Source organism: Porphyrobacter sp. CACIAM 03H1 (assembly GCF_002215495.1).
Classification (GTDB): Bacteria; Pseudomonadota; Alphaproteobacteria; order Sphingomonadales; family Sphingomonadaceae; genus Erythrobacter.
On sequence record NZ_CP021378.1, the window covers coordinates 2322209 to 2343838 of the forward strand.

The window sequence follows — 21630 nt, forward strand, 5'->3', positions numbered from 1 at the left end:
CCTTACCTCTCGATCGTGCCCACGCGGCGGATCTTCCGCTGCAATTGCATGACGCCGTAGAGCAGCGCCTCGGCGGTCGGCGGGCAGCCGGGGACGTAGATGTCGACCGGCACGATGCGATCGCAGCCGCGCACCACCGAATAGGAATAGTGGTAATAGCCGCCGCCATTGGCGCAGCTGCCCATGCTGATCACATACTTGGGGTCCGACATCTGGTCGTAGACCTTGCGCAGCGCCGGGGCCATCTTGTTGCACAGCGTGCCGGCGACGATCATCACGTCGGACTGGCGCGGGGAGGCGCGCGGCGCGGCGCCGAAGCGCTCCATGTCATAACGCGGCATGTTGACGTGGATCATCTCGACCGCGCAGCACGCGAGGCCGAAGGTCATCCACCACAGCGAGCCGGTGCGCGCCCACTGGAACAGCTCCTCGGTCGAGGTGACGAGGAAGCCCTTGTCGGTGACCTCGGTCTGGAGCGCCTTGAAGAAATCGGCATCGGGCGCGCGCACCTCGCCACCTTGGGCGGTCGCGAGCCTCGACATGTCCGGAAGTCCTTGGGGAGGAGAAACGATATTGGTCATTCCCAGTCCAACGCCCCTTTCTTCCATTCATAGGCAAGGCCAACTGCAAGGATGAACAGGAACACCATCATGCCGCTCCATCCGATCCAGCCCGTCTTGCCGAGGCTCACCGCCCAGGGGAACAGGAAGGCGGCCTCGAGGTCGAAGACGATGAAGCTGATCGCGACGAGGTAGAAGCGCACGTCGAACTGGCTGCGCGCGTCCTCGAAGGCGGGAAAGCCGCACTCGTATTCGGACAGCTTCTCCGCATCCGGATTGTGCACGCCGGTCAGGCGCGACACCGCCATCGGCGCCACGACGAACAGCACCGACAGCCCGAAGGCGACGAGCACGAATAACAGTATCGGCAGATACTGGCTGAGGTCGATCACAGCGATGTCCAAGCTATTAATCCCTGGCGCCGCCCTAGGCTTCTAGCGCGCGGCGCGCAAGGGTGCGACTCGGGGAAAACCCCTCAGGAATGTTGCAGGAAATCGAACAAAGGTTGCGGGAAACCACCCGCCGTGCCCCTGCCCTACTTCATCATCCGCGCCGCCGCCTGCTCGGTCGCCTTGCCATAGGGCGGCTTGAGCCCGCCTAGCTTGGCGATGTCGATCTTCGGCTGGTGATAGACCGCTCGGGCATGGCTGAACTCGCGGAAGCCCTCGATCGCGTGGTAGCTGCCCATCCCCGACGGCCCGACACCGCCGAAGGGCAGGTCCTCCATCGAGACGTGGAACACCACGTCGTTGGTCGTCACTCCGCCCGAGATGGTGCGGGTCAGCACGCGCTCCTGCTCCGCCTTGTCCTCGCCGAAATAATAGAGGCCGAGCGGGCGGTCGTGCTCGTTGATGTAGTCGACCGCCTGATCGACCGCCTTGTAGGTCATGACCGGCAGGACGGGGCCGAAGATCTCCTCCTGCATCACGGTCATGGCATCGTTGACGTTCCTGAGCACGGTGAGCGGCATCTTGCGCTGGTTGGCGTTGCCGAAATCCTCGCCCGCCGGGTTGACCTCGATCACCTCGGCGCCCTTGTCGCGCGCGTCGGCGACGAGGCCCTGGAGCCGCTCGAAATGGCGGTCGGAGACGATCGAGGCGTAGTCGTCGTTGTCGAGCAGACGCGGATACATCGCCGCCGCAGCGCCGGTGACGCCGGCCACCGCCTCGTCGGCCTTGTCCTCGGGCACCATCAGGTAATCGGGCGCAAGGCAGATCTGGCCTGCATTCATCATCTTGCCGATGGCGATACGCTCGCCCGCCTTGGCGAAATCGGCGCTGCGACCCATCACCACCGGCGACTTGCCGCCCAACTCGAGCGTGACCGGCACCAGGTTCTCGGCCGCTGCCTGCATCACCCGCCGCCCCGTCGCGGTCGAGCCGGTGAAGACCAGATGATCGAAGGGTAGCAAGGAGAACGCCGCCGCGACCTCCGGCCCGCCGGTGACCACCGCCACCTCCTCGGGCGCGAAATATTCGGCCGTGAGCTGCGCCATCAGCTCGCTGGTGCGCTCGGTGAACTCGGAGGGCTTGATCATCGCGCGGTTGCCGGCGGCGAGCACCTGCATCAGCGGGCCGAAAGCCAGCTGCACGGGGAAGTTCCAGGGCGAGAGAATGCCGATCACCCCCTTAGGCTCGTAACGCAGCTCCGCTTTCGCGCCGAGCAGGCCGAGCGGGAACTGCACCTTGCGCTTTTCCGTCTTAGCCCAGCTATCCATGTGTTTCAGCGCATGATTGCCCGCGCCCACCGTCGCGGCGATGTCGGTCAGCATCGACTGGTGCATCGAGCGGCTGCCGAAATCGGCGCTCATCGCCTTGGCGAATTCCTCGCCGTGATCCTTCACGAGCGCGATCGCGCGGCGGATGCGGTCCTTGCGCTGGCTCATCGGCTCGGGGCGCGAGGCGGTGAAGGCGGCGCGCTGGCGCGCAAGAAGGCTCTCGAGTTCTGCGCGGCGGTCGTCGGCCATGTCGTTCTCCCAATCGGACATATGCGTTTTGATTTGCGACGCGTTGTCGCGCAAAGCGCCGCCCGACGCAAGCGCGACACCTTGGACCAATTGCCATTACTGCAATGCAGCATTACATGGCCCCCGACACCTTCACCCGTCAGGCAAGGAACCACGCCATGAGCCAGCTGTCCCCCTCCGATCCGATCGTGATCCTCTCCTACGCCCGCACCCCGATGGGCGCGATGCAGGGCGCGCTGGCCGAGGTCGCCGCGACCGATCTCGGCGCGATCGCGGTCAAGGCCGCGGTCGAGCGGGCGGGCGTTTCGGGCGATGACATCGACCGCGCCTACATGGGCTGCGTGCTGCCGGCCGGCCTCGGCCAGGCGCCGGCGCGCCAGGCCGCGATCAAGGCGGGCCTTCCGCTCTCGGTCGAGGCGACCACCGTCAACAAGGTCTGCGGCAGCGGCATGCAGACCGTCATCATGGGCAGCGAGGCGCTGGCGAGCGGCACCATCGACGTGGTCGTCGCGGGCGGCATGGAGAGCATGACCAACGCGCCCTACCTGATGAAGAAGCACCGCTCGGGCGCGCGCATGGGTCACGACACGGCCTATGACCACATGTTCCTCGACGGGCTGGAGGACGCCTACGAGCCGGGCCGGGCGATGGGCACCTTTGCGCAGGAGACCGCCAACGCCTACCAGATGACCCGCGAGGAGATGGACGCCTACACCATCGAGAGCCTCGCCCGCGCCAACCGCGCGATCGCCAGGGGCGCCTTCGCGGACGAAGTCGTTCCGGTGACGGTCAGCACCCGCGCCGGCGATGTCGTCGTCGAGCATGACGAGCAGCCCGGCAAGGGCCGCCCCGACAAGATCCCGCAGCTGAAGCCCGCCTTCGCCAAGGACGGGACGATCACCGCCGCGACCTCCTCCTCGATCTCCGACGGTGCCGCCGCGCTGGTGCTGACCCGCGCCAGCGTCGCCGAAGAGAAGGGCCTGACCCCGGTCGCGCGCATCGTCGCCACCGCCGCCCACGCCCAGGCGCCCGCGCAGTTCACCACCGCACCGATCCCGGCGATCCAGAAGGTGCTCGCCCGCGCCGGCTGGGGCGTGGACGATGTCGACCTGTTCGAAGTCAACGAGGCCTTCGCCTGCGTCGCGATGTTCGCGATGCGCGACCTCGGCATCCCGCACGAGAAGATCAACGTCAACGGCGGCGGCACCGCGCTCGGCCACCCCATCGGGGCGAGCGGCGCGCGGATCATCGTCACGCTGATCAATGCGCTCAAGACCCAGGGCAAGACCCGCGGCGTCGCCTCGCTTTGCATCGGCGGCGGGGAAGCGACCGCGGTCGCGGTCGAGCTGGTCTGACGGTCGGATTTGGCGCTGCGCCAACCTTCGTGATACACCCCCTTCCGGGTCGCAAGACCAGAGGGGGAACCATCATGAAGAAATTGGCGATCATCGCGGGCCTCGGCCTGCTTGCGGCTTGCAGCAAGCCGGCACCGAACGAGCCTGCCGCAGAAGAGACCGTGGCCGCGCCCGAAGCGGCTGCGGCGACCACGGCGAACGGATCGGCGGCGGGCACCTACACGGTCGTCACCGCCGACGGCACCACGGCCACCAGCGTGCTCAATGCCGACGGCACCTTCACGGATACCGCCGCGGACGGAACAGTCGCGGAAGGCACCTGGGCGGTGGTCGACGGGAAGACCTGCTTCACCGGCAAGGAAGAGGGCGCGAAGCCCGAATGCTGGACCGAGAGCGCGCCGGGAGCCGACGGTTCCTTCACCGCAACCTCGGACAGCGGCGAGACCATCACCGTGAAGCCGGCACCCGCCGCAGCGGGCTGACGGACGGCAGACAGGCCGGGCGGCGCGCTACTCGTCGCCCGGCAGGTCCTGCGATCCCCACAGGCGCGCGGCGCTGATCCAGCCCCGGCGGCCGGCGATATCGACCTCGCACCAGCCCTCGCGGCATTTCTTCATCCGCGCGATCACGCCCGGCGCGGCGCGCCACTTCACGGCAGCGGCATCCGAGGCGGCGGCCCGCACCTCGGCGGTGCCGGTGCCCGTCACCATCCCGCCGCGCGCCGGATCGAGCTGGTTCTGCGAGATCCAGCCCTGCGTGCCCTCGTGGTCCTCGACCAGGCGCCAACCCTCGCGGATGCGCACCACCTTCACCGGCAGGCCCTTGCGCTTGTAGACCCAGGTAATCGGATACTCCACGCTCGGCCCGACGCGCATGTTGACCTCGTCGTAGCGCAAGGTCGCCCAGTAGGGCAGCAACCGGTCCTGCGCCCATGCCGGGGCGACGACGAACACAATGGCCGCCAGCACGGCAAGGCCCGGAGCTGCGATCTTTCGGAAATCCCTCATCGCCGCGACGATAGCGTCCAAGCCCTTGCGGATTCAAGCCTCGCCGACGCATCCGCGCCTTGACCGCGCGGGGCCTCAGGCATTAGCCCACAGCCCATGACCCAGCGCCCCACTCGCCCGCTCGCCGCGCCTGCGCGCGTGATCGTCACCCGTCATCTGGTGCCCGCGGTCGAGGCGCGGATGCGCGAGCTCTTCGACGTGGTGCTCAACGAGGCCGACGCGCCGCTGACGCGCGACCAGCTCGCCGCGGCGATGCAGGATTGCGACGTGCTGGTGCCGACCGTGACCGACCGGATCGACGCCGATCTGATCGCGGGCGCGGGCGAGCGGCTGGGCCTCATCGCCAATTTCGGCGCGGGTACGGAGCATATCGATCTGGCCGCCGCAGCCGAACGCAAGATCATCGTCACCAACACCCCCGGCGTCTTCACCGACGACACCGCCGATCTGGCCATGGCGATGATCATCGGGGTGCCGCGCCGCATACGCGAGGGCACCGCGCTCGTCAGGCGCGGTGAATGGACGGGCTGGACGCCTTCGGGCCTGCTCGGGCGCAAGCTGGCGGGCAAGGTGCTCGGCATCATCGGCATGGGCCGCATCGGCCAGGCCGTAGCCCACCGCGCCCGCGCTTTCGGGCTGGAGATCGCCTATTACAACCGCAAGCGCCTGCCCGAGGCGCTGGAGCGGATGCTGGGCGCGCGCCATGTCGAAAGCGTCGACACGCTGATGGCCGAGGCCGACATCCTCACCCTCCACTGCCCGCTGACCGAGGAGACCCGCCACCTCATCGACGCGGGCCGGATCGCGCTGATGAAGCCGGGCAGCAGCATCGTGAACACCGCACGCGGCGAACTGATCGACCAGGAGGCGCTGATCGCGGCGCTGCAATCGGGGCACCTCGCAGGCGCCGGACTCGACGTCTATCCGAACGAGCCGAACGTCGACCGCCGGTTGATCGATCATCCCAATGTCATGACCCTGCCGCACATCGGCAGTGCCACGGCAGAAGGCCGCGAGGATTCGGGCCACAAGGTCATCGCCAACATCCGCATGTGGGCCGACGGCCACCGGCCGCCGGATCAGGTGCTGACGGCGCTGGTGCGCTAGCCTGCCAACGCGCGGCCAAGCTCCATCACCACCCGGGCGATCGCCGGGCGGGTCGAGGCAAGCGCGAAATGGTGGAAGGGAACCTCGACCTCGGAATCGCGCTCGCGCGGCAAGCCGCGCGCAGCGGCAGGCGCGATCACGCCGTCCCTTCGCGACCACAGCGCGATCGTCGGCACCGGCGGCTTGACCGAGGGATCGTCGGGCACAGGCGGGGCATCCACGGTGTGATCGTTCAGCGCCTCGTAGACCCGCCACGCGTTATTGGCGCGGCGATCGCCCGAGAACGGCGTGCCGAGCGTCATCACCAGTTCGACCAGTTCGGGATGGCGCTGCGCCAGCACCCGGGCATAGAGACCGCCGAGGCTCCACCCCACCAGCGCGACCTTGCGCCGCTCTGCCCCGGCGATCTCGGCGAGGCGGTCGATCGCGCGGGCCATCGTGTCGGGCTGGATCCCGGTCAGAAAACCCATTTCCGACGCGTGGGCGCGGTAGCCGGTCAGATCGAGCGTGCGGCGCAGCAGGGCGGTGGCGCTGTCGCTCGACAGGATGCCGGGGATCACCATCACCGGCTGCCCTGCCCCGCCCCGGGCGCCTGCGACCGGCTGCGGCCGCCGCAACGGACTGAGCGCGATCGGCACGGTGATCGGCAGCTCGCGGACCCACAGCGAAAGCGGCGGCGGCGCCGTGTCGTCGGTCACCGCCCTCGCCCCGTCAGTCGCCGGTCAAAATCCGCTCGACCAGCTCGCCCACGCTCGGCGTGTAGCCGTTCGAGAAGAAGGGGTCGGTCTTGAAGCGGTAGGCCGCGTGGCCCGCGAAGGCGAGGTTCTTGTCCGGATCGTCGCCGTGGGCGATGTCCTGCAACGTCTTCTGGATGCAGAAGCTGCGCGGGTCGGCCAGACGGCCTGTGGTGTAGTCGTCGTGGTCTTTCCACGCCGAAAAGCCGCAATGCGACAGGCAGCCCATGCAGTCCTGCTGGTCCTTGCGGATGGTGTCGCGCGAATCCGGCGTGACAAAGACGATGGTGTTGTCCGGTGTCTTCAAGGGCTCGGTGTGTCCGGCGCGCATCCACATTTCGGCGCGGGCCTTGTCCTCGGGGCGCACCCAGAAATTGCGGGCCTTGCCCTCCTCGCCGAGCTGGACCGTGCCCTCCTCCTCGCCGCGCTTGAAGAACGGGATCTGGCGCTCCGAACGGTGCATCAGGTCGTAGAGGAACGGGGTCTTGACCGCGCTCGAATAGAAGCCGGTGGGCGAGAACTTGTGGAGCAGCACATCTCCCGGCTCGACCGTACGCAGCATGTCCTTCCAGATCTGCGGGATCGGGCTTTCGCGGGTGAGCAGCGGACGCGTTCCGAACTGGAAGGCGATCTTTCCGAGCTCGGGATTGTCGATCCAGTTTTCCCACTCGCGCAGGTACCACACCCCGCCCGCCATCACGATCGGCACGTCGTCCGAGACACCCTCGGCGCGCATGGTCTCGCGCAGCGCCTTGACGCGCGGATAGGGGTCTTCGGGCTTGGTCGGGTCCTCGGCATTGCTGAGGCCGTTGTGCCCGCCAGCCAGCCACGGGTCTTCATAGACCACCGCCGCCATCAGCTCGGCGACCTTGTGGTAGGAGCGCTTCCACAGCGCGCGAAAGGCGCGCGCGGAGCTGACGATGGGGAGGTAGTTGACGTTGAAGCGCGCTGCGATCTCGGCGAGCTTGTAGGGCATCCCCGCCCCGCAGGTGACGCCGGTCACAAGGCCGCGGGTGCGTTCGAGCACGCCTTCGAGCACGGCCTGCGCCCCGCCCATTTCCCACAGCACGTTGATGTTGATCGCGCCCTTGCCGTTCGCGATCTCGTAGGCCTTCTTCACCTGCGTGGTGGCGCCTTCGATCGCGTAGCGGATCAGTTCCTGATGGCGCTCCTCGCGCGTGCGGCCGTGATAGACCTGCGGAATGACGTTGCCGTTCTCGTCATAGCTGTCGGCGTTGACCGCACTGACCGTGCCGATCCCACCCGCCGCAGCCCACGCACCGGAGCTGGCATGGTTGGTTGCCGATACACCCTTGCCGCCTTCGACCAGCGGCCAGACTTCACGCCCGCCGTAGACGATCGGGCTCAATCCCTTGAACAATGAACAATCCCCTTCGCGCCCCAGCGGCGCCATCTTGCATGATCTTGCCATAGTGCGGGAGGTCCTGCCCCGCAACCTCGCCGGGGCCGGCCTGCCTCAGCCCGCCTCGCACACCTTGATCGCCTCCGGCTCGGCCCGCTTGGGGCCGCGTTCGAAGCGGGCGAAATAGCCCTCGATGTCAGGGCGTTCGGCGTAATCGACCAGCACGTAGCCGACCGCCTCGAACTCGCAGAACAGCAGGGTGTGCGGCAGGCCGTGCCCCCCGACCGGGCTGTCTCTTTCCACCACAACGATCTGTCCACCGGCATTGAGCGCCGGCCACAGGTTCCAGAGGAAGGCGTAGGGTTCGGTCACCTCATGGTACATGTGCACCATGAACACGCGGTCGAAACTGTCGGGCGGAAGCTGGGGGTTGTCGGCATCGCCGAACTTGATCGAGATGTTCTCAAGCCGCTCGCGCTCGACCCGGCGGCCGAGCCGGTCCAATGCCTCGCGGCTGATGTCCTGCGCCAGCACGCGCCCGTCGGCGCCGACCCGTTCGGCCAGGCGCACGGTGTAGTAGCCCTCGCCCGCCCCGATATCGGCGACGGTCATGCCCGGGCGGATGTTGGCGAGGTCCATCACGACCTGCGCCTCGTTGCGCTCGTCGCGGGCATCCTCGTTCGAGAACTGGTTCGAGACGACCTTGGCGACGGGCCGGTCGGGCGAGGGAAAGGCGAGCGCGGTCTCGGGCCTTGCGGACTCGGCGGGGACAAGGCCGTCGCAGCCACCGAGCATCGCCGCCCCGACGAGGCCTGCACCGGCGATGATCCCATGCCGCAGCCGCATCCGCGCCTACTCCACGTCCTCGATCTCGACCTTCTCCCCCGTCACCCGCTGGGCGAGCGCGGCCGAGATGAAGGGATCGATGGCCCCGTCGAGCACCGCGTCGGGCGAGGTCGAGACGACGCCGGTGCGCAGGTCCTTGACCATCTGGTAGGGCTGCAACACGTAGGAGCGGATCTGGTGGCCCCACCCGATGTCGCTCTTGGCCGAGTGCTCGGCATTGGCGGCTTCCTCGCGGGCGCGCATCTCGGCCTCGTAGAGCCGCGCCTTGAGCATGTTCATCGCGATCTCGCGGTTCTTGTGCTGGCTGCGGTCCTGCTGGCTCGCCACCACAATGCCGGTCGGCTGGTGGGTGATGCGCACCGCGGAGTCGGTGGTGTTGACGTGCTGCCCGCCCGCGCCCGATGCGCGGTAGGTGTCGATCTTGAGGTCGGCCGGGTTGATCTCGATCTCGAAGCTGTCGTCGATCACCGGATAGACCCACACGCTCGAGAAGCTGGTGTGGCGCCGCGCCGAGCTGTCGTAGGGGCTGATGCGCACGAGGCGGTGGACGCCGCTTTCGGTCTTGGCATAGCCATAGGCGCCGTCGCCCTTGATCAGCAGCGTCGCCGACTTGATCCCGGCCTGTTCGCCCGCCTGGTATTCGACCGTGTCGACCTTGAAGCCGCGCCGTTCGGCCCAGCGCGCATACATGCGCAGCAGCATTTCGGCCCAGTCCTGGCTCTCGGTCCCGCCCGCGCCGGCGTGGATTTCGAGGTAGGTGTCGTTCCCGTCGGCCTCGCCCGAGAGCAGGGCCTGCACCTTGTCGGCATCGGCGCGGTCGGCCAGAGCGGCGAGCGTGGCGAGACCGTCCTCGACGATGGTGTCCTCGCCCTCGGCCTCGCCCATTTCGATGAATTCGATCGCGTCGGCCATCTCGGCGGCGATCTCGTTCACCGTGTTCACCGCAGTCTCGAGCGTCTTCTGCTCGCGGCTGATCGCCTGCGCCTGCTTGGGATTGTCCCAGAGGTTCGGGTCCTGCACCCGCGCGTTCAGCTCGTCGAGCCGGCGCAGCGCGCGCTCCCAGTCGAGCGACAGGCGCACCAGCGCGAGCGCAGCTTCGATCCGGTTGATGTAAGCCTGGGCCTCGGCCCGCATGGTCTATCCTTCAGTCACGCGAAAAAGTCGGCACCGCTTAGCGTCGGCGGCGCGATTGTAAAGCGCCCCCGCCCGCCTCACTTCTTCAGCGCGCGCACCACCGCCAGCGTCTTTTCGACATGGCCGCGGTAGTCGGCATCGGAATGCACCGCCACGATCCGGCCGTCGCGGGCGATGACATAGGATGTGCGGGTGGTCAGCCCCGAAGTGCCCATCGCCACGTCATAGGCCTGGGCGATCTTCGACGAGGCGACCCCGACCGGAAAGGCATCGCGGCATTCCTCGCGGCTGAATCGCCGGAGCGTGGCGATGTCGTCGCCCGACATGCCGATCACGCTCGCCCCTGCGGCCTTGAAGCTCGGCATGGCCTCGGCAAAGGCATTGGCCTCGAGCGTGCAGCCCTTGGTGAAGGCCTTGGGGTAGAAATAGAGCACCACCGGCCCCTTCGCGAGCGCGGCGCTGAGGGTGAAGCCGAATTCCTCGCCTGCGAGCGCGGCGCGGGTCGAGAAGGCCGGGGCCTTGGCGCCGGTGGGCAGTTCCGCCGAGGCGCTGTTGAGAGGGACGGCAGCAAGCCCGGTCATGGCAAGCGCGGCGAGCGGGGCAAGGATACGGCGTGTCATGTCAGTCAAACCTCCGAAAGGCGCGGGCGGTTCCGGCCCGGATCAGTCGATCCCGCCCTCTTCGTACTCCACGTCGTCCTCCGGCGCATCGATCACCGCGCTTTCGGCGTTCTGGCGTCCGGCGCGGATCAGCGCGAGGATCTCGTTGCGCTTGGCGGCAATGGCGTCCTGGCGAGTGTAGCGTTCGGGTTCGGTGTCGGGCTTGAAGGCTTCCCAGATGATTGCCGACTTGGGATCATCGGTAGGCCAGCCTTCGAAGACGCGCTTGCCCGAGCGGCGGTCGACGCGCACCATGCGAACCCCGGCAGGCGCAACGGCGGGCAGATCGGACCACTTCGGCTTGGTCTTCTCGATCAGGCTCTTGATGATGGGCGCGGCGATCGTGCCGCCATAGGCATAGCCGCCCATGTTGCGCGGCTGGTCGAAGCCGACATAGGCGCCAGCGATCATCTGCTGGGTGCCGCCGATGAACCACACGTCCTTGGGGCCAGTGGTGGTGCCGGTCTTGCCGAACAGCGGGAGGTTCAGCGGATTGAGCACGGTCGCCGTGCCGCGGCTCACCGCTCCGCGCAGCATGTGCATCACCTGGAAGGCGGTGCGCGCGTCCATCGCCTGCGCGCCCTTGACGCCGAAGCGCGGCATCGGCTTGCCGTCCCATTTCGCCATGTTGCAGCCGCGGCATTCGCGGTTGTCGGCGCGCCACAGCACCTTGCCGCGGCGGTCCTGCACGTAGTCGATCACCGTCGGCGGATTGAGCCGCCCGTGGTTGGCGAGCGCGGAATAGGCGGCAACCATCTTGACCAGCGTGGTCTCCCCCGCCCCGAGCGCGGTCGAGGGATAGGCCGGAAACTTGCCGATGCCGAGCTTCTCGATCCCCTGCACGACATTGTTCATGCCGGCGGTCATGCCGATCTGCACGGTCATGATGTTCTGCGACTGCTCGAGCCCGTAGCGCATCGGGTGCTGCCCCCCGCTGCCCGAGCCGCGGATGCACTTCTCGCCGAGGTTGGCGCCCTGATAGTAGCAGAAGCGCGAGTTATCGACCTGGGTCGAGGGGGTCATGCCGGTGTCGAGGCCCGCCGCATAGACAAAAGGCTTGATGGTCGATCCCGGCTGGCGATTGGCCTGCGTGGCGCGGTTGAAATCGGACAGGCGGTGATCGAACCCGCCCTGCATCGCCAGCACCCGGCCGGTCTGCGCGCTCTCGACCACCAGAGCGCCCTGCGCCTCGGGGATGGTGCGGACATTCCAGCCATTGCCCGAGGGGCTGGCGGCGATGACGTCGCCGGCCTTGAGGGCATTGGGCAGATTACCGAGCGGCGCTTCGGTGCCGTCGGAAAAGCCGATCTGCGCCGATTGTCCGCTGCGCCGGGTGACGACGCCGACGCGCCAGTCCTTGTAGCTGATGCCGAGCGGCGAGGATTGCAGCTGGCTCGCCCAGTTGCCCTCGGAGACGTCGATCGTCGCGATGGGCCCCGCCCATGCCCGCCCGCCGTGATAGCGCAGCAGCCCCTCGCGCAGCGCATCGCGCGCGGCAAGCTGCATGTCGGGATCGAGGCTGGTGCGCACCCAAAGACCCCCGGCATAGACCGAGTTCGGCCCCTCCTCCGCGGTCTCGCCAAAACGCTCGATCAGCTCGCGGCGCACTTCTTCGAGGAAATAGCCCGCGTCGACGCTGCGTTCGCGCCGCTGGGTGACGAGGCCGAGGGGCCTCGCCGCCGCCGCGCGTCGCTCCGAACCGGTGATGAAGCCGTTCGCCTCCATCTGGCCGAGCACGAAATTGCGCCGTTCGAGCGCCGCCTGTTCCTGTCCCTTGCGGCCATAGCGTTCCGGCGCCTTGGGCAGGATCGCGAGGAAGGCCATCTCGTGCAGTTCGAGCGCGTCCACGTCCTTGTCGAAATAGGCCCGCGCCGCCGCCTGCACCCCGAAGGAGCGGCGCCCGAGCGGGATCTCGTTCAAATAGAGTTCGAGGATTTCCTGCTTGGTCAGCACCTGCTCGATGCGGCTGGCGAGAATCATTTCCTTGAGTTTGCGGGTGACCGAATATTCGTCGCCCAGCAGCAGGTTCTTGGCGACCTGCTGGGTGATGGTCGATCCGCCCACCGCACGCTCGCCAGTGCCGGCCTTGCGCGCATAGTCGAACACGGCGTTGGCGGTGCCGAAGAAGTCGATGCCGCCGTGGCTGAAGAAGGTCTTGTCCTCGGCGGAGAGATAGGCCTCGATCAGCTTCTGCGGGAAATCGGCATATTGCAGCTGCACCCGCCGCTCGCGGGCATAGGAGTGGACGATCTCGCCATCGTAGCCGCGCACCACGGTGGGCAACGGGGTTTCGTAGGTGAGCAGCGCCTCGGCTTCTGGCAGGTCGCTCGCCAGCCACACGAAGACCGCGATCCAAAGGGCAAGGAACAGGCCGAAGGCGATCGCCACCGCCTTGAACAGGCGGCTTTCGCGCCAGCGCACGCGGAACCACGCCAGCGCCCCGCCGACATCGCGGTTCACGCGATAGCGCAGATAGGCCCAGGTCGAAGTCTGGTCGGGGGCGGGGGCAGGCTCGGTCATGGACCGGGGGCAACTAGCACGCGAGGCTCGGCCAAGGCTAGCCGCTTTGCGAACCTATCCGCCGCCCGGCGCCGTCTCGCGGCGGCGGGCGAAATGGACCCTGATCGCCCGGGCCAGCACCGCGGCATATTGCGCCCTGCCCTCTGCCGTGGTGAGCCGCGCGCGATCGGTGAGGTTGGTGACGAAGCCGCTCTCGAACAGAACCGAGGGCACATCGGGCGCGCGCAGCACCGCCAGCGCGGCCGAACGGCGCGGCTGGGGGACGAAGGCGAGCGCCCCCTCCCCCTCGCGCTCGATCAGCCCGGCAAAGGCGATCGATTCCTCGAGGGTGCGCTGCTGCGACAATCCGACCAGGATCGCGCTCACCGCTGCGCTTTCGCCGTCGATGGTGATGCCGTTCAGCCGGTCGGCATCGTTCTCGCGCGCGGCAAAGCGGGCCGCCGCCTCGCTTGAGGCCTCGTCCGAGAGGGTGTAGATGCTCGCCCCGGCGACATCGGCGTTCTCCCCGGCGGAATCGGCATGGACCGAGATGAACAGATCGGCCTCGAGCCGCCGGGCGATCTCGGGACGGTGCGCGAGCGGCAGGATGCGGTCGTCGGCCCGGGTCAGCGCTACGCGGATGCCGCCCTGCCGCAGCAGCTCGTCGCGCAGCGCGAGTGCGAGGGCGAGCGTGATGTCCTTCTCGCGGAAGCGCCGACCCGCATCGTCGGTCCCGATCGCGCCGGGATCGCGCCCGCCATGCCCGGCATCGATCACCACCAGCGGGCGCGAGGGATCGGAGGGCCCGGCGACCGGCGGCAGCTCGAGCGGCGCCTGCCTTTCCTCGAGCACGAAGCGCAGCACATAGTCGCGCCCCCATTGCGGCACCGGGATTGTCAGCCCGAACGCCGCCGCCCCGCCCAGCAGCGCGGCCGGCACCAGCACGAGGATCAGCAGAAGCGTGCGATAGCTCATTGCCGCTGCGGCTTACGTTCTTGCGCGAAGGAAACGCAATAGAGTTGCGGGGTTTGCCCCACAGTGCTAGCAGTTCTGTCATGGAGGCCGGATCATGGCGCAGCCTTGCGCCCGCGCCCGCCTCTTGCGCCGGGGCACACTCCTTTATTCGCTCCCCGGACCAGTACAGGTTGATGCAGTGACAGATCGCTTTTCCCGGACAACGAGCACCATGCGCCTTGTGCGCCCCTGTGCCGTTGCGGGAGGAGGCGCGGCGCTAGCCCGCACATCCGCCACCGCAGACACGAGCTTCGCGCCGAGCGGCTTTGCCCCTCACAGCGCGATTTCCCCTTCCGGCACCGCCTTCGGGCTCGCCGGTTCACCACACAATGCGCGCCCCCTTCGCGTCCGTTCGCGGACCAGGCCGGGCGCATGGAGACTATTCAATGGCAACGCGCATGCTCATCGATGCGCGCCACCCGGAAGAAACCCGGGTGGCGGTTCTGCAAGGCAACCGGATTGAGGAATTCGATTTCGAATCTGCCGAACACAAGCAGATCAAGGGCAATATCTATCTCGCGAAAGTAACCCGGGTCGAACCGTCGCTACAGGCGGCCTTCGTCGACTTCGGCGGCAATCGCCACGGCTTCCTCGCCTTCAGCGAAATCCATCCCGACTACTACCAGATTCCCAAGGCGGATCGCGACGCGCTGCTCGCCGAAGAAGCCGAGGCCGCCGAGGAAGAGGAACGCCTGCGCGCCGAGGAAGAGGACGAAGGCATCGCGCCCGGCGCCGAATACGACGCCGAGGACGAAAGCGGCGAGGCGCTCGCCGAGGACTTCGCCGAGAACGGCGTCGAGGAAGTCGACACCTCCGACAAGGACGATGTCGCCACGATCGAAGGCGGCGCCTCCGACGAGGAAGACAGCGCCGACGACGACAACGGCGACGAAGAAGGCGGCGAGGAAGCCGCCGGGGACGGCGACAGCGGCGAGGAACGCGGCCGTCGCGGTCGTGGCCGTCGCCGCCAGGGCAAGGGCGACAAGGGCGGCGAGCGCGGGCGAGCCCGCGCCAAGCAGGTCGACGAGGTGCGCGCCAAGCGCATGGCGCTGCGCCGCCGCTACAAAATCCAGGACGTGATCCAGCGCCGCCAGGTGCTGCTGGTGCAGGTCGTCAAGGAAGAACGCGGCAACAAGGGCGCGGCGCTCACCACCTATCTCAGCCTCGCCGGACGCTATACCGTGCTGATGCCCAACAGCACCAGCGGCGGCGGCATCAGCCGCAAGATCAGCTCGACCAGCGATCGCAAGCGGCTGAAGGAAATGGTCTCCGACCTCAAGCTGCCCAAGACCATGGGTTTGATCGTGCGCACCGCCGGCATGAGCCGCACCAAGCCCGAGATCAAGCGCGACTTCGATTACCTCGCCCGCGTGTGGGACGAGATCCGCGAGAAGACCCTCGCCTCGGTCGCACCGGCGCTGATCCATTCGGACAGCGACCTCATCAAGCGCGCGATCCGCGACATCTACAACAAGGAAATCGAGGAAGTCGTCGTCGAGGGCGAGGAAGGCTACAAGTCGGCCAAGGCCTTCATGAAGCTGCTGATGCCCAGCCACGCGCGGCGGGTGAAGGCCTATGTCGATCCGGTTCCGCTGTTCCAGCGCTACGGCGCGGAGGATCAGCTCAAGGCGATGTATGACCCGATGGTGCAGCTGAAGAGCGGCGGCTACCTCATCATCAACCCGACCGAGGCGCTGGTGTCGATCGACATCAACTCCGGGCGCTCCACCAAGGAGCACGGGATCGAGGCGACCGCGCTCCACACCAACCTCGAAGCGGCCAAGGAAATCGCCCGCCAGCTGCGCCTGCGCGACATGGCCGGCCTCGTCGTCATCGACTTCATCGACATGGAGTACCCCTCCAACGTCCGGAAGGTCGAGAAGGCGATGAAGGAGGCTCTGAAGAACGATCGCGCCCGCATTCAGGTGGGCCGGATCAGCTCCTTCGGCCTCATGGAAATGAGCCGCCAGCGCTTGCGCACCGGCGTGCTCGAAGCGACCACCCGCCCCTGCCCGCATTGCGACGGCACCGGCCTCGTGCGCACCGCGTCGTCCGCGGGCCTCTCGGCGCTGCGCCTGATCGAGGACGAGGCGGCCAAGGGCAAGGGCACGCTCATCCGCCTCGCGGCCTCCACCGAGGCGGCGATCTATCTCCTCAACGAGAAGCGCGCCGACCTCGTCGAGATCGAGCAACGTTACGGCGTCAGCGTCGAAGTCGTGCCGGAAGGCGAACAGGAAGGCGCGAAGATGAGCGTCTCGAGCGCCGGGCCGCGTCCGGTCCATGCGCCCAAGTTCGAGCCGATCATCGACGAGGACGACGACGATCTGCCCGAGAACGAGGATGATTACGCCGAGGAAGAGGCCGAGGAGCGTCAGGAGCGTCAGCCCCGCCGCGAACGCGGTGAAGGAGACGACGAGGGTGGGCGCAAGAAGAAGCGCCGGCGTCGGCGCGGCGGCCGCAACCGCAATCGCGATCGCGAGGACGGTGCCGAAAACGACAACGGCGAAGACGGCACCGAAGCCGATGCCGAGGGCGAGGACAACGGCGAGACCGCCGCTCCCGAAGCCGGCGAGGACGGCGAAGGTCGTCCCAAGAAGCGCCGCCGTCGCGGCGGTCGCGGTCGCAAGCGTCGCGAAGGCGGTGAAGGCGAAGGCGCCGACGGGGAGCCCACCGGCGATGATGGCGAAGGCGTGACCGACGCCGAAGGCGAGGCCGAAGCGCCCCCGCCCGCCCAGGAACCGCTGGACGAAGCACCCGCCGAGGCCGAAGGCCCCGCCGAAGAAACGCCGGCCGCAAAGCCCAGGAGGGTCCGGGCGCCGCGCAAGAAGAAGGATGCCGAGCCCGTCGCAGCCGAAGAAGCGCCTGCCGAACTCGCGCCCGAACTCGCCGCCGCCGCTGCCGACGAGGCGGCTCCTGCCGGGGATGCGGAAGCGCCGGCCGAGAAGCCCAAGCGCAAGCGCGCCCCGCGCAAGACCAAGGCGGCCGCTGCCGAGGCCAGCGAATCGCTCTCCGAGCAGGTTGCCGAGGACATGGCCGTGATCGCCGGTCCCGACGACGCACCCCAGACCGCCGAGGCCATGGCGGCCGAGACGGCGGAAGAGGACAACGCCGGAGATGCCGACGCCAAGGACGAGGCCAAGCCGCGCCGCGGCTGGTGGCAGCGCACCTTCGGCGAATAGGCCGGGCCGGGACCGGAAGAAATGAGGGCGGGAAGGAGCGATCTTTCCCGCCCTTTTTCTTTGCAGCCGCTGCTCGGACCCACCCCCAGCCCCTCCCGGAAGCGGGAGGGGAGCGAGACTTGCCGAGCCGAAGGCGAGGCTAGTCGCAGCGGGGTGGGCCTCCAACGGGTGCCCGTTTACCCGAACTTGCGCGCCACCCCCCACTCCATCCATCCGGCAAATCGCGGGGCCTGCGGCGTGTAGCCCTCCCCCAGCCTCTCGACCGCGAAACCCGCGCCTTCCAGCGCAGTGGCGATCGGCCGGGTCAGATGGCAGCCGCCCGCAAGGCGCTTCCAGACCGGCTCGATCCGATGCTGCCATCCGCGCACCGCGGGATCGGGCGCGCGCCCGTGTTCGAGAAACAGCGCCTCGCCGCCCGGGCGCAGGATGCGGTGCAGTTCGGCCATGACCTGCGCGGGGTTGTTGACCGAGCACAGGGTGAAGGTGCACACCACGCAGTCGAAGCTGTCATCGGCAAAGGGGATGGCCTCGCCCCGCCCCTGCCTGAGGTCCGCCGCCCAGCCCTTTTCCCGCGCCGCGGCGCGCGCGCCCTCCAGCAGCCCCGCGTGCGGATCGATCCCGGCATAGGAGGTGATCGCCTGCGGGTCGTAGAAGGCGTGGTTGATCCCGCCCCCGCAGCCCAGTTCGAAGACGTCGCCCCGGGCGCGGGGCACCACCGCCGCGCGGCGCTTCATGACCTGCCCCTGCGAACAGGCGCAGGTGATGAGGCGCGGCATGATGTTCGCCTCGTACCAGCTCTTGATCCCCATTCCCCGCCTCCCTGCGGCCGCAGTCTAGCCGCCCGGAGCCGCAAGGGAAGCGCGATCAGGCGGGAACCTCCGTACCCCGGAAATCGAACACGCGCCCGGATTGCGCGGGGCCGAGCCCGGCCAGCACCCCGAGCAGGTTGGCAGCGGCGACATCGGGCGCGGTCAACTGGCCCTCGGGCAGCCCGGACTGGAACGGCGCCGAAAGCGCGCTGTCGACCGTGCCCGGGTGCAGCCCCACGATCACGCTTTCCGGATGGGTGCGCGCCATCTCGATCGCGAAGTTCCGCAGCAGCATGTTGAGCGCCGCCTTGCTCGCCCGGTAGGAATGCCATCCGCCGAGGTGGTTGTCGCCGATCGACCCGACCCGCGCCGAAAGCGCCGCGAAGGTGAAGGGCCGCCCACGCGGCATCAGCGGCAGCATGTGCTTGGCGATCAGCGCTGGGCCGATGGTGTTGAGGGCAAAGACCTCGGCCATCGCGGCAGGATCGAGCCGCTTGTAGGTCCGCTCCGGCCCCGTGCCGTCCGCCAGGGTCAGCACGCCGGTGGCGATGATCACCCATTCGGGCGGGTCATCCTTCATCGCTGCTGCGGCGGCCGCGATGCTCGTCTCGTCGGCGAGGTCGAAGGCGAAGGGGCGGATCGCCGACCTTTGCGGCCCTTCCCCCCGCCGCGATCCCGCATGGACCACCTTGGTCCCGCCCGCCGCCAGCCCCGCGCAGAGCGCCGCGCCGATCCCGCCGCTCGCCCCGAACACCGCCGCCACCTGCGGGAAGCAGGCTACCTTTTCCGATACTTGTCCGCTCTGTGCCATTGCTGCTCAAAGCGCGCCGGCCCGCACATGGTTCCGCCGTGTGAGGCGCATTCAACCCCTGTGCGAAAGCGTGCAACACCGCCCGCTTGCGCAGGCGCGCGATGCCGCTAGATAGGGTGCAATTCGAAACCGGGATCAGTTCATGGCGACCTTCACTCTCCCCAAGAATTCCAAGATCAATGCCAACGGGAAGACCCACAAGGCCACCGGCGGCCGCGTGAAGTCGTTCAAGATCTACCGCTACGATCCCGACAGCGGCCAGAACCCGCGCTACGACAAGTTCGAGATCAATCTCGACGAATGCGGGCCGATGGTTCTCGACGCCCTGTTCAAGATCAAGAACGAGATCGACCCGACTCTTACCTTCCGCCGTTCGTGTCGCGAGGGGATCTGCGGGTCGTGCTCGATGAACATGAACGGCAAGAACGGCCTCGCCTGCACCACCGCGATCGAGGACCTGAAAGGCGAAATCCGCATCACGCCCCTGCCGCACATGGACGTGATCAAGGACCTCGTGCCCGACTTCACGCACTTCTACGCGCAGTATGCGAGCATCCGCCCCTGGCTGCAGACCGTCAGCCCGACGCCGAGCGGCAAGGAGCGCCTGCAATCGCCCGAACAGCGCGAGAAACTTGACGGCCTCTACGAATGCATCCTGTGCGCCTGCTGCTCGACCTCCTGCCCGAGCTACTGGTGGAACTCCGACAAGTTCCTCGGCCCGGCGATCCTGCTTCAGGCCTATCGCTGGCTCGCCGACAGCCGCGACGAGATGACCGGCGAGCGGCTCGACGACCTCGAAGACCCCTTCCGCCTCTACCGCTGCCACACCATCATGAACTGCGCGAACGTGTGCCCCAAGGGCCTCTCGCCGGCCAAGGCCATCGCCGAGACCAAGAAGATGATGGCCGAGCGCGCGATCTGATCCGGTGAGCTTCAAGGACGACGTCTTCGAGCACGGGCCGGACCCGGACAATCCGGGCTGGCATCACTGGAACCTCAAGGACGAGACGCTGTTCAACGGCGCGGTGATGGGCAAGCTCATCACCCGCGTCGATCACGACGGGAAGGCGCGCCTGCGCATGTTCCCCGAGCGGCGGCACATGAACCTCCAGGGCGTGATCCACGGCGCGGTGACGCTGTCGCTGATCGACATTGCGCTGTTCGTGACCATGCACCGCATCGGCACCGGCAATGCCGGACCCTCGGTGACGCTTGAGCTTTCGACCCAATTCGTGGGCGGCGGCGATCCGCAGCGCCCGCTCGATACCGTGACCGAGATCGTGCGCGAGACCGGCAAGCTCGTCTTCATTCGCGGGATGGTGGTGCAGGACGAGGATACCGTCGCCAGCTTCTCGGGCATCGTGCGCAAGATGCAGCCGCGCGGTTAATGTGCCGGGGTTGCTCGCCCGCTACGACGCGCTGATCGCCAGCGGCGAGCTGCGCACCGACCCCGACCAGCGCGCGGCGGCCGAACGGCTTGCGCGGTTGCAGGACGAGCTTGAAGCGCCGCCGCCAAAACGCGGCCTGTTCGCCCGCCTCACCGGCACCGCTGCTTCCACACCCGACCCGCGCGGGGTCTACCTGTGGGGCGGCGTCGGACGCGGCAAGTCGATGCTGATGGACCTCTTCGTCGAGACCCTCGGCATCGAGCGCAAGCGCCGCGTCCACTTCCACGCCTTCATGCTCGAGCTGGACCGGCTCGTCACCGAGGCGCGCAAGGCCGAGCGGCAGGACCCGCTGGTCAGCGTCGCGCTGGCGATGGCGCCCCGCGTGCGCTGTCTCGCCTTCGACGAGATGGTCGTCACCAACACCGCCGATGCCGCGATCATGGGCCGCTTCTTCACCGCGCTGATGGAGGCGGGCACGGTGATCGTCACCACCTCCAACCGGCCCCCGCACGATCTCTACAAGGACGGGCTCAACCGCTCGCTTTTCCTGCCCTTCATCGATCTGGTCGAGGCGCGGATGGACGTCCTCTCGCTCAACGGGCCGACCGACTACCGGCTCGACCGCATTGGAGGCCTTGCGATGTGGCACGCGCCGCTGGAGGACGCAGCGACCGCGCAGGTGCGCGAGGCCTTCTTCCGCCTCACCGACTTCGCGCCCGAGGATGCCGCCAACGTCCCGAGCGGCACCCTCGACCTCGGCGGCGGGCGCACGCTCCACGTGCCCAAGAGCCTCAAGGGCGTGGGCGTGTTCAGCTTCAAGAAGCTGTGCGCGGAGAACCGCGGGGCGGCGGATTACCTCGCCGTGGCGCAGGCCTTCCACACCGTGATCCTCGTCGGCATCCCGCGGATGGGCCCCGAGAACCGCAACGAGGCGATCCGCTTCACCAAGCTGATCGACGCGCTCTACGAGCATCGTGTGAAACTGTTCGTCACCGCCGCGGCGGCGCCGGAAGAGCTCTACCAAGCAGGCGACGGTGCCTTCGAATTCGAGCGCACGGTGAGCCGCCTCAACGAGATGCAGAGCGCCGACTATATGGCCAAGGGCCACGGAACCGAGGAATAGCACCCCACCCGTTTGCCCTGAGCCTGTCCAAAGGCCGTTTTCCTCTTTCTTGCAAGGTCAGCAAGAAAGTGCAGTG

The 21630-nt window shown here is 67.9% G+C and carries 20 protein-coding genes; 7 read left to right on the plus strand and 13 right to left on the minus strand.

Going from position 1 to position 21630, the window contains the following annotated elements; translation table 11 throughout:
* Nucleotides 1–2: 2 nt before the first annotated feature.
* The 3 genes from CBR61_RS11100 to CBR61_RS11110 form a co-directional block, all read right to left on the minus strand.
* Nucleotides 3–542, minus strand: coding sequence for a NuoB/complex I 20 kDa subunit family protein (locus tag CBR61_RS11100; protein ID WP_172835954.1), 540 nt, complete (start codon nucleotides 540–542; stop codon nucleotides 3–5).
* 35 nt (nucleotides 543–577) lie between these two features.
* The gene (locus tag CBR61_RS11105) at nucleotides 578–952 is read right to left on the minus strand and encodes an NADH-quinone oxidoreductase subunit A (RefSeq protein ID WP_088915587.1); all 375 of its coding nucleotides are present in this window, start codon (nucleotides 950–952) and stop codon (nucleotides 578–580) included.
* A gap of 143 nt (nucleotides 953–1095) precedes the next feature.
* Nucleotides 1096–2547 carry a coniferyl aldehyde dehydrogenase gene (locus CBR61_RS11110; protein WP_088914418.1) on the minus strand — a complete coding sequence of 484 codons (1452 nt, stop codon included), beginning with the start codon at nucleotides 2545–2547 and terminating at the stop codon, nucleotides 1096–1098.
* 137 nt (nucleotides 2548–2684) lie between these two features.
* Here CBR61_RS11110 and CBR61_RS11115 point away from each other — a divergent pair, with 137 nt between their 5' ends.
* The gene (locus CBR61_RS11115) at nucleotides 2685–3881 is read left to right on the plus strand and encodes a thiolase family protein (RefSeq protein WP_088915588.1); all 1197 of its coding nucleotides are present in this window, start codon (nucleotides 2685–2687) and stop codon (nucleotides 3879–3881) included.
* Between the two features lie 74 nt (nucleotides 3882–3955).
* Entirely contained in the window at nucleotides 3956–4363 is a 408-nt protein-coding gene (locus tag CBR61_RS11120; protein WP_088914419.1) for a hypothetical protein, read from the plus strand.
* Nucleotides 4364–4390: 27 nt separating this feature from the next.
* Here the strand turns inward: CBR61_RS11120 and CBR61_RS11125 are convergent, their stop codons facing one another.
* Nucleotides 4391–4888, minus strand: coding sequence for an SH3 domain-containing protein (locus CBR61_RS11125; protein ID WP_088914420.1), 498 nt, complete (start codon nucleotides 4886–4888; stop codon nucleotides 4391–4393).
* A 96-nt stretch (nucleotides 4889–4984) separates the two neighbouring features.
* On the opposite strand from CBR61_RS11125, the gene CBR61_RS11130 reads away from it, so the two are divergent.
* Nucleotides 4985–5995: a 2-hydroxyacid dehydrogenase gene (locus tag CBR61_RS11130; RefSeq protein WP_088914421.1), complete on the plus strand. Its 1011-nt coding sequence runs from the start codon at nucleotides 4985–4987 to the stop codon at nucleotides 5993–5995.
* Here the strand turns inward: CBR61_RS11130 and CBR61_RS11135 are convergent.
* The 7 genes from CBR61_RS11135 to CBR61_RS11165 all read right to left on the minus strand — a co-directional run bounded on the left by CBR61_RS11135 (nucleotide 5992) and on the right by CBR61_RS11165 (nucleotide 14205).
* Nucleotides 5992–6693 (minus strand): alpha/beta fold hydrolase, encoded by a 702-nt coding sequence (locus CBR61_RS11135; protein WP_088914422.1) that lies wholly within the window; start codon nucleotides 6691–6693, stop codon nucleotides 5992–5994. The two genes, CBR61_RS11130 and CBR61_RS11135, sit on opposite strands and share 4 nt — an antisense overlap.
* 13 nt (nucleotides 6694–6706) lie before the next feature.
* A complete protein-coding gene (locus CBR61_RS11140; protein WP_088914423.1) occupies nucleotides 6707–8143 on the minus strand; it encodes an NAD(P)H-dependent flavin oxidoreductase in 1437 nt (478 codons plus the stop codon).
* A gap of 63 nt (nucleotides 8144–8206) precedes the next feature.
* Nucleotides 8207–8938 (minus strand): class I SAM-dependent methyltransferase, encoded by a 732-nt coding sequence (locus CBR61_RS11145; protein ID WP_088914424.1) that lies wholly within the window; start codon nucleotides 8936–8938, stop codon nucleotides 8207–8209.
* Nucleotides 8939–8944: 6 nt separating this feature from the next.
* Complete coding sequence (prfB, locus tag CBR61_RS11150) at nucleotides 8945–10072, minus strand: peptide chain release factor 2 (protein WP_088914425.1); 1128 nt, start codon at nucleotides 10070–10072, stop codon at nucleotides 8945–8947.
* Between the two features lie 77 nt (nucleotides 10073–10149).
* Nucleotides 10150–10692 carry a peroxiredoxin gene (locus tag CBR61_RS11155; RefSeq protein ID WP_172835955.1) on the minus strand — a complete coding sequence of 181 codons (543 nt, stop codon included), beginning with the start codon at nucleotides 10690–10692 and terminating at the stop codon, nucleotides 10150–10152.
* A 42-nt stretch (nucleotides 10693–10734) separates the two neighbouring features.
* Nucleotides 10735–13251, minus strand: coding sequence for a penicillin-binding protein 1A (locus CBR61_RS11160; RefSeq protein WP_088914426.1), 2517 nt, complete (start codon nucleotides 13249–13251; stop codon nucleotides 10735–10737).
* Nucleotides 13252–13305: 54 nt separating this feature from the next.
* Nucleotides 13306–14205 carry an N-acetylmuramoyl-L-alanine amidase family protein gene (locus tag CBR61_RS11165; RefSeq protein WP_088914427.1) on the minus strand — a complete coding sequence of 300 codons (900 nt, stop codon included), beginning with the start codon at nucleotides 14203–14205 and terminating at the stop codon, nucleotides 13306–13308.
* Between the two features lie 425 nt (nucleotides 14206–14630).
* On the opposite strand from CBR61_RS11165, the gene CBR61_RS11170 reads away from it, so the two are divergent.
* Nucleotides 14631–17423 carry an Rne/Rng family ribonuclease gene (locus CBR61_RS11170; RefSeq protein ID WP_088914428.1) on the plus strand — a complete coding sequence of 931 codons (2793 nt, stop codon included), beginning with the start codon at nucleotides 14631–14633 and terminating at the stop codon, nucleotides 17421–17423.
* A 176-nt stretch (nucleotides 17424–17599) separates the two neighbouring features.
* Here the strand turns inward: CBR61_RS11170 and CBR61_RS11175 are convergent, their stop codons facing one another.
* Both CBR61_RS11175 and CBR61_RS11180 read right to left on the minus strand, forming a co-directional pair.
* Nucleotides 17600–18232, minus strand: coding sequence for a class I SAM-dependent methyltransferase (locus CBR61_RS11175; protein WP_088914429.1), 633 nt, complete (start codon nucleotides 18230–18232; stop codon nucleotides 17600–17602).
* A 55-nt stretch (nucleotides 18233–18287) separates the two neighbouring features.
* A complete protein-coding gene (locus CBR61_RS11180) occupies nucleotides 18288–19043 on the minus strand; it encodes an SDR family NAD(P)-dependent oxidoreductase (protein WP_088914430.1) in 756 nt (251 codons plus the stop codon).
* 142 nt (nucleotides 19044–19185) lie between these two features.
* Between CBR61_RS11180 and CBR61_RS11185 the strand changes: the two genes are divergently transcribed.
* From CBR61_RS11185 to zapE, 3 genes are read left to right on the plus strand one after another with little or no spacing between them, the layout of a single operon-like run.
* A complete protein-coding gene (locus tag CBR61_RS11185) occupies nucleotides 19186–19965 on the plus strand; it encodes a succinate dehydrogenase iron-sulfur subunit (protein ID WP_088914431.1) in 780 nt (259 codons plus the stop codon).
* Nucleotides 19966–19969: 4 nt separating this feature from the next.
* Nucleotides 19970–20431, plus strand: coding sequence for a PaaI family thioesterase (locus CBR61_RS11190; protein WP_088914432.1), 462 nt, complete (start codon nucleotides 19970–19972; stop codon nucleotides 20429–20431).
* 1 nt (nucleotide 20432) lies between these two features.
* Nucleotides 20433–21554 (plus strand): cell division protein ZapE, encoded by a 1122-nt coding sequence (gene zapE / locus CBR61_RS11195; RefSeq protein WP_088914433.1) that lies wholly within the window; start codon nucleotides 20433–20435, stop codon nucleotides 21552–21554.
* The last annotated feature ends 76 nt before the right edge of the window (nucleotides 21555–21630 follow it).